This is a genomic window from Streptomyces sp. NPDC002104, from assembly GCF_053593795.1.
The window spans coordinates 1-20,659 of sequence record NZ_JBSFDF010000009.1; the positions used below are offsets into that span (position 1 = coordinate 1).

20 protein-coding genes, 1 tRNA gene and 2 pseudogenes are annotated in these 20,659 nt (G+C 70.4%); 11 read left to right on the forward strand and 12 right to left on the reverse strand.

What is annotated here, in order from left to right:
- Positions 1–182 precede the first annotated feature (182 nt).
- On the reverse strand, positions 183–1,259 hold the full coding sequence (locus tag ACWCP2_RS10505) for a hypothetical protein (protein WP_450908194.1): 1,077 nt from the start codon (positions 1,257–1,259) through the stop codon (positions 183–185).
- A gap of 245 nt (positions 1,260–1,504) precedes the next feature.
- Here ACWCP2_RS10505 and ACWCP2_RS10510 point away from each other — a divergent pair, with 245 nt between their 5' ends.
- Positions 1,505–2,449, forward strand: a complete 945-nt coding sequence (locus ACWCP2_RS10510) for a Yip1 family protein (RefSeq protein ID WP_450908195.1) — start codon at positions 1,505–1,507, stop codon at positions 2,447–2,449.
- 117 nt (positions 2,450–2,566) lie between these two features.
- On the opposite strand, the gene ACWCP2_RS10515 is transcribed toward ACWCP2_RS10510, so the two are convergent.
- Both ACWCP2_RS10515 and dcd read right to left on the reverse strand, forming a co-directional pair.
- Positions 2,567–3,067: a phosphoribosyltransferase gene (locus ACWCP2_RS10515; protein WP_450908196.1), complete on the reverse strand. Its 501-nt coding sequence runs from the start codon at positions 3,065–3,067 to the stop codon at positions 2,567–2,569.
- Positions 3,064–3,651, reverse strand: coding sequence for a dCTP deaminase (gene dcd, locus ACWCP2_RS10520; RefSeq protein ID WP_450908197.1), 588 nt, complete (start codon positions 3,649–3,651; stop codon positions 3,064–3,066). Before dcd ends, ACWCP2_RS10515 begins: the two co-directional genes overlap by 4 nt.
- A 484-nt stretch (positions 3,652–4,135) precedes the next feature.
- On the opposite strand from dcd, the gene ACWCP2_RS10525 reads away from it, so the two are divergent.
- A tRNA-Gly gene (locus ACWCP2_RS10525) sits at positions 4,136–4,206 on the forward strand.
- Positions 4,207–4,391: 185 nt separating this feature from the next.
- Here the strand turns inward: ACWCP2_RS10525 and ACWCP2_RS10530 are convergent.
- From ACWCP2_RS10530 to ACWCP2_RS10540, 3 genes and pseudogenes are all read right to left on the reverse strand, one after another.
- Positions 4,392–4,616 (reverse strand): annotated as a pseudogene (locus tag ACWCP2_RS10530) (RNase A-like domain-containing protein); the annotation flags it as partial.
- 17 nt (positions 4,617–4,633) lie between these two features.
- Positions 4,634–5,086 carry a hypothetical protein gene (locus ACWCP2_RS10535; RefSeq protein WP_450908198.1) on the reverse strand — a complete coding sequence of 151 codons (453 nt, stop codon included), beginning with the start codon at positions 5,084–5,086 and terminating at the stop codon, positions 4,634–4,636.
- A 578-nt stretch (positions 5,087–5,664) separates the two neighbouring features.
- The gene (locus ACWCP2_RS10540; protein ID WP_450908199.1) at positions 5,665–5,916 is read right to left on the reverse strand and encodes a hypothetical protein; all 252 of its coding nucleotides are present in this window, start codon (positions 5,914–5,916) and stop codon (positions 5,665–5,667) included.
- Between the two features lie 505 nt (positions 5,917–6,421).
- On the opposite strand from ACWCP2_RS10540, the gene ACWCP2_RS10545 reads away from it, so the two are divergent.
- From ACWCP2_RS10545 to ACWCP2_RS10560, 4 genes are all read left to right on the forward strand, one after another.
- A complete protein-coding gene (locus ACWCP2_RS10545) occupies positions 6,422–6,832 on the forward strand; it encodes a hypothetical protein (protein ID WP_450908200.1) in 411 nt (136 codons plus the stop codon).
- Between the two features lie 33 nt (positions 6,833–6,865).
- On the forward strand, positions 6,866–7,570 hold the full coding sequence (locus tag ACWCP2_RS10550) for an ABC transporter ATP-binding protein (RefSeq protein ID WP_450908201.1): 705 nt from the start codon (positions 6,866–6,868) through the stop codon (positions 7,568–7,570).
- Positions 7,567–8,520 (forward strand): hypothetical protein, encoded by a 954-nt coding sequence (locus tag ACWCP2_RS10555; RefSeq protein WP_450908202.1) that lies wholly within the window; start codon positions 7,567–7,569, stop codon positions 8,518–8,520. Before ACWCP2_RS10550 ends, ACWCP2_RS10555 begins: the two co-directional genes overlap by 4 nt.
- A 101-nt stretch (positions 8,521–8,621) precedes the next feature.
- Positions 8,622–9,419, forward strand: a complete 798-nt coding sequence (locus tag ACWCP2_RS10560; protein ID WP_450908203.1) for a hypothetical protein — start codon at positions 8,622–8,624, stop codon at positions 9,417–9,419.
- 325 nt (positions 9,420–9,744) lie between these two features.
- Here ACWCP2_RS10560 and ACWCP2_RS10565 read toward each other — a convergent pair whose 3' ends face one another.
- The 3 genes from ACWCP2_RS10565 to ACWCP2_RS10575 form a co-directional block, all read right to left on the reverse strand.
- On the reverse strand, positions 9,745–10,182 hold the full coding sequence (locus ACWCP2_RS10565; protein WP_450908204.1) for an NUDIX hydrolase: 438 nt from the start codon (positions 10,180–10,182) through the stop codon (positions 9,745–9,747).
- A gap of 48 nt (positions 10,183–10,230) precedes the next feature.
- The gene (locus ACWCP2_RS10570) at positions 10,231–10,602 is read right to left on the reverse strand and encodes a DUF6959 family protein (RefSeq protein WP_450908369.1); all 372 of its coding nucleotides are present in this window, start codon (positions 10,600–10,602) and stop codon (positions 10,231–10,233) included.
- 77 nt (positions 10,603–10,679) lie between these two features.
- Positions 10,680–11,162, reverse strand: a complete 483-nt coding sequence (locus ACWCP2_RS10575) for a MarR family transcriptional regulator (protein WP_450908205.1) — start codon at positions 11,160–11,162, stop codon at positions 10,680–10,682.
- Between the two features lie 86 nt (positions 11,163–11,248).
- Here ACWCP2_RS10575 and ACWCP2_RS10580 point away from each other — a divergent pair, with 86 nt between their 5' ends.
- On the forward strand, positions 11,249–12,127 hold the full coding sequence (locus ACWCP2_RS10580) for an NAD(P)H-binding protein (RefSeq protein ID WP_450908206.1): 879 nt from the start codon (positions 11,249–11,251) through the stop codon (positions 12,125–12,127).
- A 16-nt stretch (positions 12,128–12,143) separates the two neighbouring features.
- Here ACWCP2_RS10580 and ACWCP2_RS10585 read toward each other — a convergent pair whose 3' ends face one another.
- Positions 12,144–12,911 (reverse strand): DUF4232 domain-containing protein, encoded by a 768-nt coding sequence (locus ACWCP2_RS10585; RefSeq protein ID WP_450908207.1) that lies wholly within the window; start codon positions 12,909–12,911, stop codon positions 12,144–12,146.
- 270 nt (positions 12,912–13,181) lie between these two features.
- Between ACWCP2_RS10585 and ACWCP2_RS10590 the strand changes: the two genes are divergently transcribed.
- The 3 genes and pseudogenes from ACWCP2_RS10590 (at position 13,182) to ACWCP2_RS10600 (ending at position 16,949) form a co-directional block, all read left to right on the forward strand.
- Complete coding sequence (locus tag ACWCP2_RS10590) at positions 13,182–14,783, forward strand: helix-turn-helix domain-containing protein (protein WP_450908208.1); 1,602 nt, start codon at positions 13,182–13,184, stop codon at positions 14,781–14,783.
- Positions 14,784–15,142: 359 nt separating this feature from the next.
- Positions 15,143–15,514: pseudogene (locus ACWCP2_RS10595) on the forward strand (protein kinase domain-containing protein); the annotation flags it as partial.
- A gap of 46 nt (positions 15,515–15,560) precedes the next feature.
- Positions 15,561–16,949 carry a protein kinase family protein gene (locus ACWCP2_RS10600; RefSeq protein ID WP_450908209.1) on the forward strand — a complete coding sequence of 463 codons (1,389 nt, stop codon included), beginning with the start codon at positions 15,561–15,563 and terminating at the stop codon, positions 16,947–16,949.
- Between the two features lie 69 nt (positions 16,950–17,018).
- On the opposite strand, the gene ACWCP2_RS10605 is transcribed toward ACWCP2_RS10600, so the two are convergent.
- Complete coding sequence (locus tag ACWCP2_RS10605) at positions 17,019–17,192, reverse strand: CsbD family protein (protein WP_450908210.1); 174 nt, start codon at positions 17,190–17,192, stop codon at positions 17,019–17,021.
- A gap of 492 nt (positions 17,193–17,684) precedes the next feature.
- On the opposite strand from ACWCP2_RS10605, the gene ACWCP2_RS10610 reads away from it, so the two are divergent.
- Entirely contained in the window at positions 17,685–18,023 is a 339-nt protein-coding gene (locus ACWCP2_RS10610; protein WP_450908211.1) for a MerR family transcriptional regulator, read from the forward strand.
- A gap of 136 nt (positions 18,024–18,159) precedes the next feature.
- Here ACWCP2_RS10610 and ACWCP2_RS10615 read toward each other — a convergent pair whose 3' ends face one another.
- Positions 18,160–20,595 (reverse strand): hypothetical protein, encoded by a 2,436-nt coding sequence (locus tag ACWCP2_RS10615; RefSeq protein WP_450908212.1) that lies wholly within the window; start codon positions 20,593–20,595, stop codon positions 18,160–18,162.
- Positions 20,596–20,659 lie beyond the last annotated feature (64 nt).

Genomic DNA, 20,659 nt, shown 5'->3' on the forward strand with positions numbered 1-20,659 from the left:
GTTCACGGCGCCTGAGCAGTGGGAGGGCGGGCGTGTGGGCCCGGCGGCGGACGTCTGGTCCCTGGGCGCCACGTTGTACGCGGCGGTGGAGGGCCAGTTCCAGTAGGGGCGGGCCGCTCCGGCGTTCGCGGTCCGTCGGCCAGGCGACCGGCTGGCCGGCCGGCCGGCCGCTCGCCACGGGGTCAGGACTGGTGGGACGACCGGCTGCGTCGCACCATCGCGAAGCCGAGGCCCGCCGCGCCCACCGCGGCCATGCCCCCGCCGGCGGCGATCAGCAGCGTGCCGTCGGCGTCGGCGGACACCGGCGCGACACCCTCCGCACCGGCCTTCACGGCCCCCTTCGGCACGATCCGCTCCACGGCCTTCTTCTCGACCGGCTTGGCGACGGGCTTGGCGTCCTTCGTACCGCCCTTACCGCCCTTACCGCTCGTACCGCCCTTACCGCTGTTGTCGACCTTGTACGTCTCGATCAGCTTGCCGCTGCTGAAGTCGTAGACCCAGCTGTTCCCGCCGTTCCTGCCGTCGATGACGACGAACTTCACGCGCTTCCCGTCCTGGACGAGCTTGTACGTCCAGCCGTCGTTCATCGCGGTCGGGTGCTTCAGGTCGATCGTTCCGAGGAGGTTCCCGTTCGGCATCGAGAGCTCGACGCGCTTGCCGTTCGGGCCGTCGATCAGCCGCGCGTTGCGCCCGTCGGGCATGGCGACCTGGACGGAATTCTCCTTCTTCTCCTCCGGCGTCGGCTTCGGCTTGGGCTTCGGCTTCTCGGCCGGCTTGGTCGCACCCTCGACCCACGAGGTGACGGTGCCGTTCGGCTGGAGGACCACGTGCAACCCGTTGTTCTGGCCGGCGGCCGGCTTGCCGTCCTTGCTGACCAGGGTGTCCAGCTTGATGCCGCCGGCGAAGATCTCGGCCTCGAAGTGGCCCTCACCGACCTTGTAGACCCGGGCGACCGAGCCGTCGGCCAGCTTCACGGTCGTGACGTAGGCCCGGGGGGACGGCTTCACCGGCGGGGTCGTCGGCGGCGTCGTGGGCGGGGTGGTCGGGGGCGTGGTGGGCGGGGTGGTCGGGGGGACGCTCGGGTCCACCTGCGGCTGCTGCGGGTCCACGGACGGCTGCTCGACGCCGGGCAGGACCTGCTGGTCGGGCACCGCGGGGGAATCCGCGAAGGCGGACCCCACCGGAAGGGCGAGGACGGCGGCCGCACCGGCCACGACGGCGGCGGTACGGAGGGTGGTACGACGGTGCGGGCTACGCATGACGGGGCTCTTCTCGTGCTCGTTCGTGCTTCGTGGCGGTGGCTACGACAACGAAACTACGGAGCCGGTATGTCCGTATTCCGTAGGAGATGTAACAGGCATCGGCAGACTGCCGCGCAGCCACGTAACCCACCCCGAGAAGGCCCTCCGGCCACCCCCTAGGGGATGTCACAGCTCAGCCGCAAAGGGGACTTCTTCCGCCACCCCGGCCATCCACCCGCTCCGGAGCGGGTACTTTCGATCACGTGGCTGGATTCAGGATCGGACGCGGCCGGGACAACAACCGCACCCCGCAACAACCCCCGCGGCAGCAGCCGTACGGTCAGCAGCAGGCGCCCCAGGCGCCGCCGCCGTACGGCCAGCAGCCCTACGCACCCCAGCAGTGGCCCCAGCAGGGCGCCGCCGGGGGCCACGGCGAGCCCGAATACTTCGACCCGCACGGCGGGCACGCCGGCCAGGGTCAGGGATACGACTACGGCTCCGACTACGGCTCCGGCTCCGACTACGGCCGGCCCCCCGCCCAGGGCGCCGGCGGCCCGGGCGACTCACCCGGGTACACCCAGGCCTTCGCGATCGGCGAGGACCCGTTCTCGTACAACCAGAGCGCGACCTACCAGGCGGGCGCGGCCCAGGCCGCCGGCCCGACCGGTCCGCGGCTGCCGTGGAAGGAACTGCTCCGCGGCATCGTGACCCGCCCGGGCCAGACCTTCCTGCAGATGCGCGACTACGCCGTCTGGGGGCCGGCGCTGATCGTGACCTTCCTCTACGGAACGCTCGCGGTCTTCGGCCTCGACGACGCCCGCAAGGACGTCATCGACAGCCCCTTCTCGCAGGCCGTCCCGATCGTCCTCTCGGCGGGCGTGGCCTTCGTGATCTGCGGCCTGATCCTCGGAGCCGTCACCCACACGCTGGCCCGCCAGATGGGCGGCGACGGGGCGTGGCAGCCGACGGTGGGCCTGTCGATGCTGGTCATGAGCCTGACGGACGTACCGCGCCTGGTGTTCGCCATGTTCCTGAGCGGCGACAACATGCTGGTCCAGATCCTGGGCTGGGTCACCTGGGTGGCGGCCGGCGCGCTCTTCGCCTCCCTGATCAGCAAATCGCACGACCTGCCGTGGCCGAAGGCCCTGGGCGCGTCGGCGATCCAGCTGATCGCCCTGCTGTCGATCATCAAGCTGGGCACCATCTAGCGCACGCACACACGCACGCACACACGGACACACAGAGGGGCCCGCCGCGCGAACACCGCACGGCGGGCCCCACCCGTCCACTTCACCTCAGTCCATCTCACGCCATCTCACGCCATCTCAGGCGTCGAGAACCTGCCCCTCACGCCTCACGACGGGCGGCTGCGTCGACCAGGGGAACTCGATCCACTCGTCGGTCTTCTTCCACACGTACTCGCACTTCACCAGCGAGTGGGACTTCTCGTAGATCACGGCGGACCGGACCTCGGCGACGTGCCCGAGGCAGAAGTCGTGCACCAGCTTGAGCGTCTTGCCCGTGTCGGCGACGTCGTCGGCGATCAGCACCTTCTTGGCGGTGAAATCGATCGCTTCGGGCACAGGAGCCAACATAACGGGCATTTCAAGAGTGGTGCCCACTCCTGTGTAGAACTCGACATTCACGAGGTGGATGTTCTTGCAGTCGAGCGCGTACGCCAGACCGCCGGCGACGAACACTCCACCCCGGGCGATGCTCAGGATGATGTCGGGCTCGTAGCCGTCGTCGGCGATGGTCTGCGCCAGCTCGCGCACGGCCCGCCCGAACCCCTCGTAATCAAGGGTCTCCCGCACTCCGTCACTCATACCTCGTGCCTCACCTGGGTCCGGTGGAAGTTCTGGAAGGACCGCGAGGCCGTCGGGCCGCGCTGGCCCTGGTATCGCGATCCGTACCGCTCGCTCCCGTACGGGAACTCCGCGGGCGAGCTGAGCCGGAACAGACACAGCTGCCCGATCTTCATACCCGGCCAGAGCTTGATCGGCAGCGTGGCGAGGTTCGACAGCTCCAGCGTCACGTGCCCGGAGAACCCCGGGTCGATGAACCCGGCGGTCGAATGGGTCACCAGCCCCAGCCGGCCGAGGCTGGACTTCCCCTCCAGTCTGGAGGCGATGTCGTCGGGCAGCGAGATGACCTCGTAGGTCGACGCGAGGACGAACTCACCCGGGTGGAGGATGAACGCCTCATCGCCCTCGGGCTCGACCATCCGGGTCAGATCGCTCTGCTCGGTGGCGGGGTCGATGTGCGCGTACCGGTGATTCTCGAAGACCCGGAAGAACCGGTCGAGACGTACATCGATGCTGGAGGGCTGCACCATCGACTCGTCGAACGGGTCGATGCGAACCCGTCCGCTGTCGATCTCGGCCCGGATGTCTTTATCGGAGAGAAGCACGTCCCGAGGATACGCAGAGCGCGCGGGCCGCCCCAATCGAGGTGGATTCCCGCGCGCCGGTGTCTCCGTGTCTCAGCCTCTCCGTGCCGCGCCTACCGCTTCGGCGCCGCCCCCACGGGCACGGCATGCCGCAGCCGCGCACAGCGCGGACACCGCAGCAGCCGCCCCGGCCCGATCCGGCCGGCACCGAGGTGCTGCAGCGGGAACGAAGCGGTGCTGAACACGTGCCCTTCGGCACAACGGACGACGGTGTGCTCCATCGAGTCCCTTTCCCCAACCAGCCGTACTGCGATGAATCGCCACATTAGGGGATGAACAAGACCCACTCCAGCCGCCGCTCCGCACACACACGGTACGCCCCAACTCCCGCCCCCACGCCCCTCCGTGCATCCCGCACGCGACACCACTCCCGGGGCGAATTCACCAGGGGTCGATCATGAGGTAGGGTGAGAAACGATAGCGCTCCAGACAACTGGACGCCTACGCGGATGTAGTTTAATGGTAGAACATGAGCTTCCCAAGCTTATAGCGCGGGTTCGATTCCCGTCATCCGCTCTTGCAAGAAGGCCCAGGTCAGCGACCTGGGCCTTCTTCGTTGTCTAGACCTCTCAGAGCCAGCGTGCCAGTCGCGCGCCATAAGTCCCCTCACGAGGCGTCAGATTGATCACTGATCTGCCAGGATCGAGCTCGCCGTAGCGCCGGTCGTGTTCGAGGGGCTTCATGGACACGGTCGGTTGCCTCTACAGGTAGAAAGGGCCGGTGGCCTCGACGACGAATCCGTACGGGCTCGCGGGCTCACGGCGCAGTACGACGCGGGCGGCGCGGACGTCGACGGGTTCCTGTCCGGCGAGCATCATCGCCTCCAGCTGCACCCGGCCGACGGGCTCCTCACGGGAAGACCAGGCCGCCTCGATGGTGAGGCGGGCCCGTGCGCCCTGGGCGAGCCAGCGGTGGATGACCTGGTCAGCATCGGATCATCGTCTCAATTCGCGTTGAACGACCAGAAGACACCGACCTCGTCGGCGGACACCGCGTCGGGGCCGAACCGGCCCAGCACGGTCCGGGCGTCCGCCGGCACCGTGTCGCGGTCCTCCCGCGACCGGACCGGCGAGCCCTCGAAGAACCACTCCTGCGTCAGCGAGGCGAGCAGCTCGACGGCGGCACCCCCGTGATCGGGCGGACCCCGGCGCGGAAGTCCTCCGCGGTCATCGCACGGAACGGGTAGGAGGGACGGACGGTCTCCCGCCCCTCCCTGTCCACACTGCCATTCCAGGGCGGAACAGCCCCGCGGGTCGGCGACCGACCGCTCCATGACGGCGAGGACGTCCTCGGCCCCGTCCTCGTCCAGCCGGAGGCCGCTCCTGGCGAAGGTGTAGACGTCGTCCACGAGCCGTACCAGTGCAGCTTCCCAAGTCGTGCTGTCGAGGGCTTTCATCAGGGTCCCTGAAGGTCCTCCGGTCGGGGCGAGGGCACCGACGTGTAGATGACGTACGGCGGTCCTGGTTGGGCGTGGGCTGCTTGGAGACGGCTGCCGCTGACCTCGCCGTTGGCCGTCGGACTCTCGAAGGCCATGTTCGTGCCCTCCGGCGGGTTCGTGGTGAGTCGCTGCGCGTCCGCCATCATCTTGAAGCTCGACGAACCGCCGATGCCGGGCTGGCGTCCTCGGGCCAGGTATTGGACGGGTCAGACTGGTCGCGCAGGCCCTGGGCGAGCTGCTCGTCGGTCTTGCCCACGTGCTTGTCCAGGGTGTAGCCGCCGCCGAGGTCTCGTTGGCCGCGAGGTCGAAGGCCATGTTGCCGTTCGAGCCCTTGACGGTCCACTGCTGCTTGCGCTTGAAGTCGTTGAGCGACCGGGCGCCAAAGCCGTGGGCGCGGGCGCGGGCGGACTCGAACTTCGGGGCGCTCATGTGTGCATCCTCCAGGGGCGCTTGGAGGGCGTCCATGCGCGTGGTGAGGCCGTCGACAATGCCGGTGTACTTGTCCACGATCCGGTTGAGCTTGGCCTTGTCCAGCTTCAGGAGCGTGAGGACACGATCCCGCCATGCCGAACGGTCCACTCGGTGTCCTCGTGCACGACGGCACCCGGGAGCAGGAGCCGCAGGAATGAACCCGGTTCGGTGTCGGGTTCGGTGAGCCTGTTGAGCGCGTACCGCTCGTCCCGGTCCGGGAGCAGAATGCGGGCCGCGCTTCCCGGTCCCGGTACGAAGCGGACGGGGTCCGGGGCCCCGTCGGGAACGGCGGCCATCGCGATGTTCAGGACCAGCAAGCTGATCGACGTCGCGTAGGCGCTGGTTCGGGCCTGCCAGGCCTATATGCGGTGCGGCGATCTGCACCCGGAAGGCCCCGAACCGAAGTCGGGGATCTTGAGGTGCTACCGCTCGGGACGCGCCCCACCCGCGCCCTCACGTACGGGCCATCCTGGTCGGCCTCTCCATTTCGGGCGCCCGCGGCGGAGCCGACAACATCGCTCACGCGGAGGTCGCCTGACGGTACATCAGAGGCTTCTCGCACCATCCCTCGGCGACGGACCGAGCGGCTGATACCCCCTCCTCGCTTCGACAACAATCGTACCTGACCAGCAAGAACCTAGTGATCACACATGTTTGGGGCATGGCTTCCAACCCCCCCCAACCCTGGCAGTGGTTCACATGCGACTACTCGCTTGACAACCAACGTAGATCAAATGAAGATCACGTATCCGTTGATCCTTTAGGTAGGTTCGCGGCGCACGGGCCCCGCCGAAAAAGGTGGGGTAATGGGAGGGGAAAACAATGAACAAGCGCCTGAAATCCACTGTTTTGACTGGCATGTTGGCAGTTGGCCTCGTTGCAGCAGTGGCACCGAGCGCCTCTGCTGGGGCGTACACACAGCGCAAGGACTTCGTCTTCACCGACGAGGGCGTCGGCGCGGAGACCGGCCGCTGGACCGCCCCCGGCAATACCCAGGCGGCATCACAGGACGCATGCGCCACGAGCAACGGCGCACAGGGTCGGGTCGGCTACGACTTCAAGATCGACGTCTCCTGGGCGCCCGACAAGTGGGTGGCGTGGCGTGACTGGTCCTGCGACAACGGCGTGTACTGGAAGTCGTTTGACGCCCCGGGCGGCAAGTACTACATGTCGATCGCCAACGCACCGGCGTTCGTCCACTCGTCGGGCCGAGTCGTCTACGACTACAGGTAGCCTCAGCAAATGAGTACCCTTTTCTGTCACGCAGTGACCAAGCGATTCGGGCAGCACTCCGTGCTGGAAGGGGTCAGTCTGACTCTGGAGGCCGGCGAGATCGTCGGCCTCCTGGGCCTCAACGGGGCGGGGAAGACCACGCTCATGCGCGTGATCACCGGGCTGTCCACCCCCGACTCCGGCGAGGTGCAGCTCTTCGGAGAGGCGCTGCCCATGAAGCCGCGGCAACTGGACCGGCTGGGCGCGGCTCTTGACGCGCCGGCCTTTCACCGCTGGTCCACCGGGCGGGCGATGCTGCGTACGCTCCTCGACACCGCCGGACTGGACGACCGCGGGCAGATCGCCCGTACCCTCAACCGGGTCGGGTTGACCGGTGCCGCCGACCGGCGGCTCGGGACGTACTCCCAGGGCATGCGTCAGCGCCTGGCCATCGCCGCCGCCCTGCTCAAACGGCCCGACCTGCTGATTCTCGACGAGCCGACCAACGGGCTGGACCCCGAAGGCCTGCGCATGGTGCGGCGGATCGTGGCCGAAGAGGCCGAGCGCGGTGCCGCGGTTCTCGTCTCCAGCCATCAGCTCGACGAGGTCCAGCGCGTGTGCCAGCGCGTGATCATGATCGCCCGGGGGCGGGTCGCCGCCGCCGGTACGCTCGACGAGCTCGGCTACGACCCGGACAGCGGTCCGGCCGCCTTCGAGGACTGGTTCTTCGGACTGGTCGGGAACGGCGGTCGCGCGTGAAGAAGCTTGTCCGGGCCGAGACCCGGCGGCTGCTGCGGCACCCGCTCGCCCTCACCCTCGCCGCGCTCTTCGTCTTCGGCTCCCTCTACTGCGCGTGGGTGAGCCAGAGCATGGCCTCGTACAACATCACGCAGGTGCAGGCCAACCTCGACTTCGTGTCCCGGACCTGCGATTCGCCGAAGAACTCCCCCGCACAGCGTGCTCAGTGCCTCGCCGAACTACCCAGTCAGACAGCGGGACTTGAGCGGATCCAAGACCGCTTCGCCGCCGAAGGAGTACGGGCGGCAGCCGCCCAGCATCCGGTCGGATCCGTGCTGTGGAACGTACGGCTGCTGACGTCCGTGCCGGGGCTCGCGCTCCTCGTGCTGCTCGCGGCGTTCTCCGTTGCGGGTGAGTGGAGCCGGGGCAGCATCGTCCCGCTGCTGCTCTACGAGTCGCGGCTCAAGCGGCTGTTGGCCGCGAAGGCGGCGGCCCTGTGGATCTGGAGCATGGCGCTCCTGGCCGTGTCCGCCGTGGTGACGGGCGCCTTCGGCGGGTTCTACGGCCGCGACGCCTACCCCTTGCCCTCGTTCGGTTCCCTGGGATCGGCGCTGGCGGAAACCGGGCGCGGCGGCCTGGCGGGCGCAGCCGTTCTGGCCGGAGCCGCGGCTGTCGCGGTGGCCGTGGCCGCGCTGCTGCGTCAGCCCCTGCGGACCGTGCTGGCCGGGATGCTGCTACTCGTCCTGGTCGTCCGTACCTCCGCCGTGGCGGAGTGGGGCGCATGGCTTCCCGGAGGCGCGCTGGCCGACCTCGTCGGTTTCGGCGCGGTGGACGGCATCTGGGACCACTTCTGGATCTCCACCGCGCCGTCCTCCGTGCCGGTTCTGGTCCGCCTGCTGCCGACGCTGGCTCTCATCGCCCTGCTCTGGGCGGGCCTGCACCGTCTCGATCGCACGCGGGACCGCGCTTGATGGCGGGCAGTCGGCGCCGGACGCGTGGTCCGGCAACCGCGTGGGCGGGCGAGCTCCGCGCCCTGTGGACCGTTCCCGTGTGGGGAGCGGTGGCGGTCGCAATGCTGCTGGTACTCGTGCCCGTTTGGCGCCTGTGGCTGGTGGGCTCCTCGTACGGGGTGATCGATCCCTCGGTAGCGGCACTGACCTCCCTGCCTTCCGCGCTGCGCGCCGCGGCCTGGCAGTTCTCGACACTGGTGGGGCTGCTGCTGACGGCCTTGGTCATCGCGACCGGGCTCGGTCAGACCCTGGAGGGCGGCACTTGGAGTGCCCTGCGCCTCTTCGAGAGCCGTGTCCGGGTTCTCTGGGCCCGAAAGGCGGGCTCCGTCCTGGCTCTGTCGCTGGCCAGCCTGATCGCCACCGGCGTGCTCCTGTGGCTGACGACCTCAGCGTTGTCACATCTGAGTCCGGTACGGCCACGGGTGCGGCCCCCCGGATTCGCCGATGCCACGGCGGCGATGGTGGTGCCCACGCCGCCCGTCGAAACCGCGAGCTGGGGTGAGGCGCTGGCCGCGGTCGCCGCGGCCGTCCTCGTCCAGTTCCTGTTCGTCGCGCTGTCCGGGCTCGCGGCAGCCCTGCTCCGCAGCGTGATCGGAACCCTGGCCCTGGGAGTCGGCCCAATGCTGGTCACGGCGCCACTGGTACTGCTGCCCGCAGCGCCGTTCCTTCCGCACCGATGGATCGCCGATCTTCTGAAGCTTCCTTCCGAGGCCCAGTACCAGCTGTATTTCTGGAACCAGGCCCCGCCGGACCCATCACCCGTGGCCGGTGGGCTTGCCCTCGCCGCGGCGGCAGTCCTGGCCGCCGTGGCTGCCTGGGCGGCTCTGAGGTCCGAGCGGTCGCTCAGGCCTGTCGACTGAACCAAAGCAGCGCCGGCAACTCTCAACGACCCAGCAGCTCAGCCCCCTGTAGGACGACAGCAAGAGGGGGCGTGCCCCACCCGTGCCCTGACGGACAGTGTGCAGCAGTCAGAACCGGTGCGCGCAGACATCACCAACGAAGGCCGTCAGGACAGGAAACTGCAGGTCAGGGAAGCATGGGCACCCCGTGCGGCATAAATTCCCAAGCTTATAGCGCGGATTCGATTCCCGTCATCCGCTCTTGCAAGAAGGCCTAGGTCAGCGACCTGGGCCTTCTTTGTTGTCTAGACCTTTCAGGCCTCCTTCACCGCGTACATCTGCTGAGCTATGCCTCGACCCCGGCCGCAAGCGTGCCGGCGCCGATGGCGCCCCGGAGGATGTGGGCGATCTCCTCGGGCTTGAGGGCGATGCTGTCCAGCCCCTCCGCTGTCAGCGGGATCTCTTCCAGCGCGTATTCGCCGCGTCCCTCGGCGCTGAACTCGGGGCCGGTGCGGTCCTCGAAGGACCATGTCGCGATGCGGGCCAGGTAGAAGAGCTGACGCTCGGTGTCTGACTCCATCGTGTGCAGGAGGCGGAGGATGTCGGCCTTCCCCGCGATCTCCTCGTGGATCTCCCGGTGGAGGGCGGCCTCCCGGGACGCGTCGCCCTCCTCGACCCCGCCGCCGGGCAGCACCCAGTACACGGGGGTTCCTGGCTTGGTGCGGCGGATGACCAGCATCGTGTCGTCCGCGGTGACGAGGACGGCTCGGACTCTTTCGATCATGTCGGTCTGTCTCCTTGGTTGTTGACGCTCAGCGAGGAAGGATGCCCGTCACTTTCTCCGCGCGCCGGCGCACCAGTGGAGCCGGGTCCGTTTACCAACCACGGCCGACGGTCTGGAGCATTTCGGCGAGGGCAAGCCGGCGGGTGTGTCCAGGGCGTCGGCGAACTCGGTGCGGATGCGTGCTGCCACCGAGTGATCCGGGGAAAGCCGAGGCTCAGAAGGGGCGGGGGATCCCGTGGACTTCGAGCGCATCCGTGTAGCGCTGGAGCTTCTCGCCGAGCTCTGCGTGGAGGAGAGTGCTGCTTCAGAACGAGCCTCCTCCAGATCGCCGCGGGTGCACAACTCGATGATCTCGGCGACGTCCGCCTGGAGACTGCTGAGGGTGTCTCCCTGTATCAGGACCCCAGGGAAGTCCTGCATCAACACAGCGGGGAACCTGTACGGCCAGCCCTCGCAGGGCTGGCTCTCGCCGGTCCGTGGTGGGGTGGCTGCGTTCGCTATGCGCCGGACAGGTCTTCGGCCGCGGTTCGGCCGGCGGCGGCCGTGCGGTGGAGGAAGTCGGCGAGCCGTTCGAGGTCGGCGTCCTCGTAGTCGGCGCAGATGCGATCCACCGAGGAGTTCATCCCGGCGAAGAGCCCCAGCAGTTCGGCGTTGCGGTCGCGCAGGGCTCGTACCAGGACGGAACGGCGGTCCGCCGGGTCGCGGTCGCGGGAGACCCAGCCGGCGCGTTCGAGCCGGTCGAGAACTCCGGTCGTCGTGGCGGCGTGCAGCCCGGCCCGTCGCGCCAGGGCCGTCGGGCTCAGCGGGCCATGGGAGTTGATGAGGTCGAGGCAGTCCAGGTCTACCTCTTTGAGTGCGAGACGGGCTCCGACCTGCCGGTTGAGCAGGGTCAGCTGTGCGCTCAGCTCGCGCAGCCCCTGCTTGACCTCGACGGTGGCCCTTCGTCGGCGGTCCGCACCCCCAGATGATACGGATTCCATAATATACGCCTCTCGAATTATGATGCTACGGTTCTCGTATATTACGGCACCCGAACGAAGCGGGTGCCCGGCGAAGGGGCACAGCCATGTTCCTGGTGATCGGGGCGACCGGAAGCGTCGGACGCGAAGTGGTGGGTCTGTTGTCGGAGGCCGGCGAGAAGGTGGCGGCGGTCACCCGCGATCCAGCCGCCACCCTGCCGGTAGGTGCACTGATGGTGATCGGGGATCCGTCCAAGTCGGACAGCCTCGCGGGCCTGCCGGACGGAATCGAGGCGGTTCTGCTCAGCCCGCGCGCCGTCGGCGGCGGCGCCGCCGAGCTGCTGTCCCTGGCCGCGCGCCGGGGTGCGCGGCGGGTCGTGGTGCTGTCGTCCTCCACCGTGGAACACCCCGCTGGGTACCGGCGGTTCGCCGACCACTTCAGGTGGGTGGAGGACACCGCCAGGGACTCCGGCCTGGAGTGGACGTTCCTGCGGTGCGCCGACTTCGCCGCCAACGCCCTTGCCTGGGCTCCCCAGATCCGCGCCACCGGCGTCGTGCGCGGCGCCTACGGCGACGCGGCGACCTCGCCGATCCACCACCGGGACATCGCCGAGGTGGCCGTACGGGCCCTGGTGGACGCCGGACACACGGGGCACGCCTACCTGCTCACCGGCCCGCAATCGCTCGACCAGCGGGCCAAAGCCCGCATCATCGGCGACGCCATAGGCCGGGACGTGCCCTTCCTGGAGCTCACCCCCGAGCAGGTCCGCGAGGCCCTGCTCGCCCAGGGCCTGCCCGAGGACGTCCCCGACCGGCTCCTCGGCTCCCTCGCCGATTACGCGAACACGCCGGGCCCGTCCACGGACACCGTGGAGCGCCTCCTGGGCCGCCCCGGCCTCACGTTCACCGAGTGGGCCACCGACAACGCCGCCGCCTTCGCCGCCCCGGGCCACTCGTCGGCTCTCGGCCGCGCCAGGGAGGAATGACCCGGCGGGACACCGTTCAGAAGGCGCTCAGGGCGTCGCGGGTGGTGGTGCGGTACAGGCCGACCTTCGGGTGAGCGACACTGCCCGGCTTGGCCAGCCGGAGGCTGACGCCGTCGGCGTTCGGCATGTGCTCCTTGTCGGCCAGGATGTTGATCTCGTCGGCCACGGGGCCGCCGGCGCCCGACGGGTTGAGGTTCACGGCCGCGTACGCGGTGGCTCCGGGGTGCACCGGGTACGCCGGGGCGCCTCCCAGCCCACCGGGGGCCGTGGCCTGGAGGCCGAGCGCCTCGCCCTTGGCGCTGAAGCCGACGGTGGGGAAGTAGTCCAGACCGCAGGAGGTGGAACCGTTGTTGGTCACGGCGATGATGCGGACCGTGGCCGGAGTGCCCGTCGGGGAGGTGACCTTGATGGTCAGGTTCCGCGCCGAGCAGGGGTGGGTGTAGGCGTAGGAGTCACCTGTGGTGCCCCCCGTGCTCTTGGCCGCCGAACCGGCCTTCGCCGCGGTGGCGGTGGTGGTGGCCGTGCCGGATCCGGTCCCGTTCCCGGTTCCGGTTCCGGTTCCGGTTCCGGTGGGCTTGCCGCCGGTGGGCGTGGCGGAGGCGCCCTCCCCGTCACCGGACGGCGTCACCGTTCCGGTCGAGACCGGCTTGTCCGCGCTCTTGGCCGCGCCGGAGTTCGTGGCCGGCCCGCCGGCGCTGTCCGAGCCGCCGCAGGCGGTCAGGGCCAGAGCGAGGGCGGCGGTGGCGGTGGCCAGGGCGGTGGTGCGGAGTCGGTGGGTACGCATGGGGAACTCTCCTTGTGGGTGCGGTCGTCAGGCGGGGGCTTGTGGTGATCGCCTGACGAGACGTGGGGTGGGGATGCCGGTCCGGTCGGCCGTCTGACGGGCGGACCGGTGGATCAGCGGATCGACCGGCTGATGGCGCAACTCTGGGGGCGGATTCGTTCCAGTGGTGGCTGGACCGGGATAGTAGAAACCCTGGAACGCCCCCGACCCCTCTCACCTGGGCGATCGGGTGAGCCTGGAACGCGCTTCCGGGATGAGGGGGAGGGTGGAATGGCCACGGAGACGGAGCGGTTCGCGGAGCTGATGCGCGGATTCAAAGAGCGCTCGGGACGCAGCTACGGCACGCTCGCGAAGCGGCTGCACTCCAGCAACTCGACGCTGCACCGCTATTGCAGCGGCGCGGCGGTGCCCACGGACTACGCCCCGGTGGAGCGCTTCGCCCGCGTCTGCGGCGCGTCGGCCGAGGAACTGCTCGCGCTGCACCAGCAGTGGCTGCTGGCGCTGGTGGAGCGACGGCGTGGGGTGACGGAGGGGCAGGCCTCGGAGTCGGGGGGCAAGGGGGCGGGCTCCGTGGCGCCGCCGGGCGGTGACGCCGCGCCGGAGGTGGCGCCCGCATCGGGGGCGGTGGTGGCTCGGGAGGCCGGGGAGGCCGACGCGGCTGGCGAGGCCGGGGAGACCGGCGAGACCGGCGAGACCGGCGAGGCCGGGGAGACCGGCGAGACCGGCGAGGCCGACGCGGCTCCGGAGGTTCGGCCGCAGGCGGGGATCGAGCCGGTGCCGGTCCTGGAGTCCGCAGCCGGGGCCGGGGACGCAGCCGCAGCCGAGTCCGCCCCGGCGCCTGATCGCGCTCCCGCGCCGGCGGTACGTGCCCACGACCCCGCCGGCCTTGCCGAGCCGGGCCGCGCCCTGGCCTCCGTACCGGCGGCACGGCGTTCTCGGCTGCTGCTCGCCGTTGCGGCCGCCGTGGCGACCGCCGCGGTGGCGGGGACCGCTGCCGCCGTCTCCGCCATGGGAGAGGGGGGTCAGGGGGACACGCGCCACGGCGCCGTCCAGTCGTCCTCGCGCGAGCGGGCGGCGGCGGGGCCGGATCTGCCGTCCGGTGGCGGGTCGTCCTCACCCACGGCCACGGGCGGTTCCGCGCCTCCGTCCAGCCCCGGACCGTCGTCCTCCTCGGCAGCGGCCGCGTCCGCTTCCGCCTCGGCAACGTCCGCCTCCACCTCGCCGGCCCCCGCCAAGGAGGGGCCCTCCCCCGCCGCCCCGTTCACGGTCAACGTCCTGCCCGACAACTGGGACAGCCCCTGCGACCAGTGGTTCGCCCTGGACAAGGCACCCGGCACGGTCCCCCCGCCCCCCGCCGGGCAGGCGACCGAAGGGTGGGCCCGGGTCCTGAACGCCGTCCCGGCGGGGCACCTGCGCATGCAGCTGACCGTCCAGGGCACCGAGGGCAAGGCCGCGGTCCTGCACGCGCTGTACGTCCATGTCGTGAGCGGCCGCAAGGCTCCGGGCTGGAACGCGTACACCATGGGATCCGGTTGCGGCGGCGCGCTGGTGCCGGCGTCCTTCGCCGTGAACCTGGACGACGCCTCCCCGAGGGCCAGGCCCGTACCCGGCAAGGAGGGTGAGCGGTCGACGGCCTCGAGCGACTTCCCGTACAAGGTGTCCGCCACCGACCCCCAGGTACTGAACGTCGACGCCGCCACGCTCGGTCAGGACGTCAGCTGGTACCTGGAACTGGCCTGGAGCAGCGGCGACCGCAAGGGCATCACCCGCATCGACGACCACGGCCGCCCGTTCCGCACGGTCGCCCTGAACTCCGGCCGCGGCTACTGGTACAACGCGAACGACAACGCCTGGCTGCCGTACACGGAATGAAGGACCCGGCGCACCCGGATGCCCGTGGCGGCTGCGGCCCCGCTCGTGCGTCGGTCAGTCGCGGTCCCCGTCGCTGGTGCGCCGACGGCCGAACAGCATGTCCCCGAAACTGCGGCCGACCCTGGACAGATGGTCCCCGGTCTCCCGGCGCGCTCTGCGGATGGCCAGATCACGTTCATCCGCTTCATCCTGCTTCGCGCGCGAGCGGGAGCGTGCCCGCTGGATGAAACCCTCTCGGTCGTGGCCCATCTCAGGTCACCTCCTCGGCTTCCCCTCTCCCATCTACGCCCGCCGGCCGCCCCGGAGCTCGGGCGGTGATCCACGGGCTGCTTCGGAGGCGCGCGGATATCGTGAGAGGTATGCCAGGTGCCGTCAGCGACCTTGTGAGCGGCCGGTATCGCTTGGACGATCTCGTGGGCCAGGGCGGATGCGGTCGGGTGTGGCGCGGCTTCGACCGAGTCCTCCATCGGGTCGTCTCCATCAAAGAAGTGCTGGTGCCGCAGGGCCTGGCGGAGGCCCAGCGCAGCGTCCTGATCGCCCGGGCGGTCCGCGAGGCACAGGCTGCGGCGGGGCTGCATCACCGAGGCATCGTCACCGTCTACGACGTACTCGAGTGGAGAGGGATGCCATGGATCGTCATGCAGTTCCTCGAGGGCCGGTCGCTTCAGTCCGAGCTCGGGCAGATGGGCCGGCTGCCGTGGCAGAAGGCGGCCACGATCGGAGCTGAGGTGGCCGACGCGCTGGCCCACGCCCATCGACTCGGAGTCGTCCACCGCGATGTCAAGCCCCGACAACATCGTGCTGACCACGGACCACGCGGTGCTCACCGATTTCGGGATCGCCTCCCTCGCGGACGCCGCGCTGCGTCTGACCGCCACCGGGCAGGCCCTCGGGACGCCGATGTTCACGGCGCCTGAGCAGTGGGAGGGCGGGCGTGTGGGCCCGGCGGCGGACGTCTGGTCCCTGGGCGCCACGTTGTACGCGGCGGTGGAGGGCCGGCAGCCGTTCCTCTTCCTTGCCGCCGTTCTGAGCGAGAACCCGCCGCCACCGCAGCGTGCCGGACCCCTCGCGCCCGTGCTCGCCTCACTGCTGGACAAGGTCCCGGAGCGTCGGCCGTCGGCTCAGCGGGTGGCCGCGTTGCTGGCCGCCGCATGCCGGGGTGGGTCGGAACCCCTCCGAGGGAGGGTGGACGAGCTGCCGGCCGCCGCCGCCGGTCGGCCCAGGACCGAGAACCGGCCGGCCGAAGGCGAACCAAAGACCTGGCACCGCTTCCTGAAGGGGCCGACGGACACCGTCCGCGCCGTGGCCTTCAGCCCCGACAGCCGCCTCCTGGCAGCGGGCGGACAGGACGCACGCGTCCGGCTCTGGGATGTGAACAGCGGGGTGAACAGCGGGGTGAACAGCGGGGTACGGACACCCACGCGCGTGCTGGACGGTCACTCCGGGCCGGTCTACGCCCTCGGCTTCAGTCCCGATGGCCGCGCCCTCGCCGCCGCGGGGGAGGACGGCACCACCCGCGTCTGGGACGTCGCCACTGGCCGGGAGACGGCCGTCCTGACCGATCCGCAGGGGGCGGTGCACGCAGTGGCCTTCGCCCCGGACGGTGCCACGCTTGCCACGGCCGGCTGGAGCACCGCCATCCACCTGTGGCGGCCGGCGGGCCCTGCCCACGCCGCGGCCCTGGCCGGTCACACCGGTGCGGTGTACGCGCTGGCGTTCTCCCCGGACGGCTCGCTGCTGGCCAGCACCGGCTGGGATCGGACCGTGCGGCTCTGGGACCCGAGGTCTCTGCAGAGCAAGGCGGTACTGCCCGGGCACGCCCGCGCCGATTCCGCTCTGTCCTTCCACCCCGGGACGGGCCTTCTCGCCAGTGGCGCCTGGGACGGCACGGTCCGGCTGTGGACGACGCACCCCCCGGCTCTCGCCAGAGTCCTGACGTGCCCCAGCGGCTGTGTGAACGCGGTGACGTTCGTACCCGACCGCGCCGTGGTCCTCAGCGGGGGCCGGGCCGGAACGGTGGAGATGTGGGATGTCGATCAGGGACGTCTTGGAGTGACGGTCCCGGGCGACGTGGGCCAGATCAAGGGTCTGGCGTTCAGCGCCGACGGGCGCCTGCTGGCCGTTGCGGGTCAGGCTCATGCGGTCTGGCTGACGCGCCTGATCTGATGCCCCGCACGGCGGCATGCGGCGGGGCCGGGACCGCTGAATGCGGTCCCGGCCCCGTGCGCGCGAGGGTCAGCGCTTGAACATGTCCTTGATCTTTTCCTTGGCGTCGCGGGCGTCGCCCTTGGCCTGCTCCGCGCGGCCTTCGGCGGTCAGCCGCTCGTTGCCCGTCAGGCGCCCAGCGGTCTCCTTGAGCTTGCCCTTGGCCTGCTCGCCCTTTGCTTCGGCCTTCTGCTCACCAGACACAGCTGATCACTCCCTCTTCGATGGAAAGGTCTTACAGAGCCCCGTATGACCGGCGGGGTCCTTCCTAAACAGCCGGCCGGGCGCGGTGGTGCGGGCAGGGCGTACGGAGGGGGGCCACTGGCGCCGGATATCTCGCCGGCGAGTGAAGGGAAATCTATCGCGGCTGACGTAGACATTGGATTGCCGTGCCGTTATGGTTTCTCTCGTAGCTCAGGGAGACAAGTCGGCCCGACAGGGGCGGACCGCCAGCCGGTCGAGCAGCGTCAGGATCGCCCGGGGAGAGGTCCGGTCCCGGGTACCGCAGGACATTGATGGTGAGGTGGTCTCCGGTCAAGCAACCGCGGTCCCCGCACTCCCGGCAGCATCCCGGCCGGGTCGGCGGAATCACAGGGTCGGCGCAGTATCCGGGCCGGCAGATGGTGTAGTAGTTCCTTCGGGGCCCTGGTGCCATAGGCGCCAGGGCCCCTCAACGCGTTCCACGAGAGAGGTGCAATGACAGCAGACGACTCGTTCGGCCGTCTTGACGACGACGACTACCCCGCCTACACCATGGGCCGGGCCGCCGAGATGCTCGGTACCACGCAGGGTTTCCTCCGGGCACTCGGCGAAGCCCGTCTCATCACCCCGCTGCGCTCGGCCGGCGGACACCGCCGCTACTCCCGCTACCAGCTGCGCATCGCCGCCCGCGCCCGCGAACTCGTCGACCAGGGCACACCCATCGAGTCGGCCTGCCGCATCATCATCCTCGAGGACCAGCTCGAAGAGGCCCAACGGATCAATGCCGAATACCGCCGTGCCGCAGAGGCGACCACGCAGTCGGACTCGGCCTGAGGCGATACCTCACGGGCCGGTGGCTCACGGGCCAGTGGCTCACGGCCCGGCGGCTCACGGCCCGGCGGCTCACGGGCCAGTGGCTCACGGCCCGGCGGCTCACGGGCCAGTGGCTCACGGCCCGGCGCCTCACGGCTCAGGTCCGCAGCCGCTCCTCGCAGAACGCGGCCGCCTGCCGGAGCCCGGCGTCCTCGGGGGCCAGGGCGGCCGCCTCGGCGAAGACCCGGGCCGCCGCGCCGTAGCGCCGGGCCGCGGTCCGTGAGGCGTCGGCTGCCAGGGCCGCGTGCCCCAGCAGTGCGTCGCCGAGCCGGCGCAGGGTGATCAGGCTGCCGGGGCGCGTGTCCAGTGAGCGTCGGAAGTGCTCCACGGCCCTGGCGTACAGCGCCTCCGCCGCGGTCGGGTCCGAGGCCCGGAGCCACTTGCCCCGGTTGGCCAGCGAGATCCCCACGATGCCCAGCGCCTCCGCGTCGTCCGGCGCGGATCGCAGATGCCCCTGATAGGCGGGCTCGATCTCGCGGATCAGGCGCTCGGCCTGCGTGGGCTCCGTCGGCACCAGGAGGAACGCGTGCCGGGTGAGGACTTCTTGCAGGGACTCCAGGGTGCCCGGGTCGTCGGGGCGTAGGGCCAGGGCGTCGCGGTAGGCCCGGGCCGCGCGGTCGTAGTACGGCCGCCGCTCTTCCCGTGGCCGGTCGCTCATGAGGTACGTGCGGTACAGCAGCGAGCGGCCCAGCAGTTGAAGGGCCTCGGCGCGGAAGTAGTCGTCGTCCAGTTCGAGGTCCAGGAAACGCCGCGACCAGGCCTCGCTGTCGTCGAGCCACCTGGACTTCTGCTCGGCCGGTGCGGACGTGGCGATGTTGTGGACCCTCAGCGCCGCGAGGGCCATGTCGAACAGCTGCTCCTTCCCGGGGAGTTCGGGGAGCGCGAACGGGGCGGACGGATCCCGGAGGAGCTCCAGGAACTCGACTGCCTTCCCGGCGTCGTACTCCGCCGTCCCCCCGTCGGTGACCCTCAGCAGTTTGCGGAGCAGGAACTCGAGGCTCGGGGCCGGCCGGCCGAGCATCCGGTCCATCGGCGCCTCCATCCGCGCCGCGCAGCGGGGACAGACCGGAAGACCGTCGACGCCGTGCGGCGCGCGCACCCATGTCTTCCCGCACACCGCTCGGAGCAGCCCGTCCTCCCGTTGCACGCTCCACCGCACGTAGTGCGCCCAGCCGTCGGGCCGGGAGACGTGGTCCTCGGGCGGCGCCGGTGCGCCGAGGCGGTGCAGGACGACGACGGCCTCGCACACGTCCTTGATCTGCTCCGACAGCACGGCCAGGGGCTCGTCCAGCACGGTGCGCCGCGATGTGCCCTGCGTGGCGAAGACGGCTTCCGACGTCACCTCGTAGCGGACGGGCCGGCGCCGCCCGGTGTGGTCGAGCCACAGCCACACGCTCTCGCTGAGGCACAGCAAGGACTGGTCGCCCTCCCAGAAGGTCCGCAGGACGTGGTCCATGACCAGCAGCTCGCGGTGGATTTCGGCGGTGAGGCGGGACGTGTGGCCGGGATCGAGTTCCCGGAGGTACGAGAAGAAGCCGGCGACCATGTCGTCGAAACTGTCCGCCAGCAGGCCCTGGAGGATCACGGCGGTCAGCGGATGCATGACGAAGGCCTCGCCCTCCTCCGAGAGGATCGCCCAGCGGGCCAGCACGCGCAGGGCCGCGGAGACGCGCAGGGTGCCGACGGCGCCGGGGAAGCGGTGGCGCAGGTAGTCGTCCGCGAGGTCCTTGGGGACCGTGCCCTTCGACGAGATCCACAGGAGCGCCGTCAGGACCTCGACCGTGAACTCGGTGTCGGCCCGCAACGTCGCCAGCGTGCGCCGGTAGACGCGGGACAGGTGCTCCCCGGTCCCGCTCATCGAGTCCACGCTGTCGAGGGTGGCGAGGAGGTCCGCCACGAGAGCCCCGGAGACGTCCTCCACCGACGGGCCCGAAACGCCCAGCACATGGCGGCAGATGCGGTCGATGACCAGGGGGTGGTGACCGACGGCGGCCGCGAGCCGCTCCGCGTCCGGCGCGGGCAGGGCCGGCAGGAGCCCGCCGACCACGGCCAGGGCCTCCTCGGGGGAGTACGCGCCCACGTGCAGAGCGGCCGCGGCCGCGTGGTCCGAACGCCTGCGGCTGGTCACGATCAACGGCACGCGCAGCGCGTCGGGAACCAGCTCCCACAGCGCCGCCTCGGCCGTCACCCCGTCGAACACCACGGCACCGATGCTCCGGCCTTCCGCGAGCATCTTCCTGAGGTACAGCCGGCATGCGGCCCGGCTCCAGGAGCGGGCGTCCACGTCGTCGTGGCCGACCGCCGACAGGACGTCGGCCTCGGCCACGCGGGAGTTCTCCAGCCGGATGGTGACCTGCGGAAGATGCGTACGGATGCGCTGGGCGACCTGCTGTGCGAGCACGGTCTTCCCGGTGCCGGGCTCGCCCCAGATCCACAGCACCTTCCCGGGGCCCCGCAGCAGCGTTTGGGCTTCGGCCAGCCGGGCGGCCCGGGGGATCGTCTCCGCGGCGTGCCGGTCCTGCGCCTCCCGCACGGTGACGGGGCACTCGGGAGAGCCTCCCGAGTGCCCCGGCCACTTCCTCGATGATGCGGCGGGC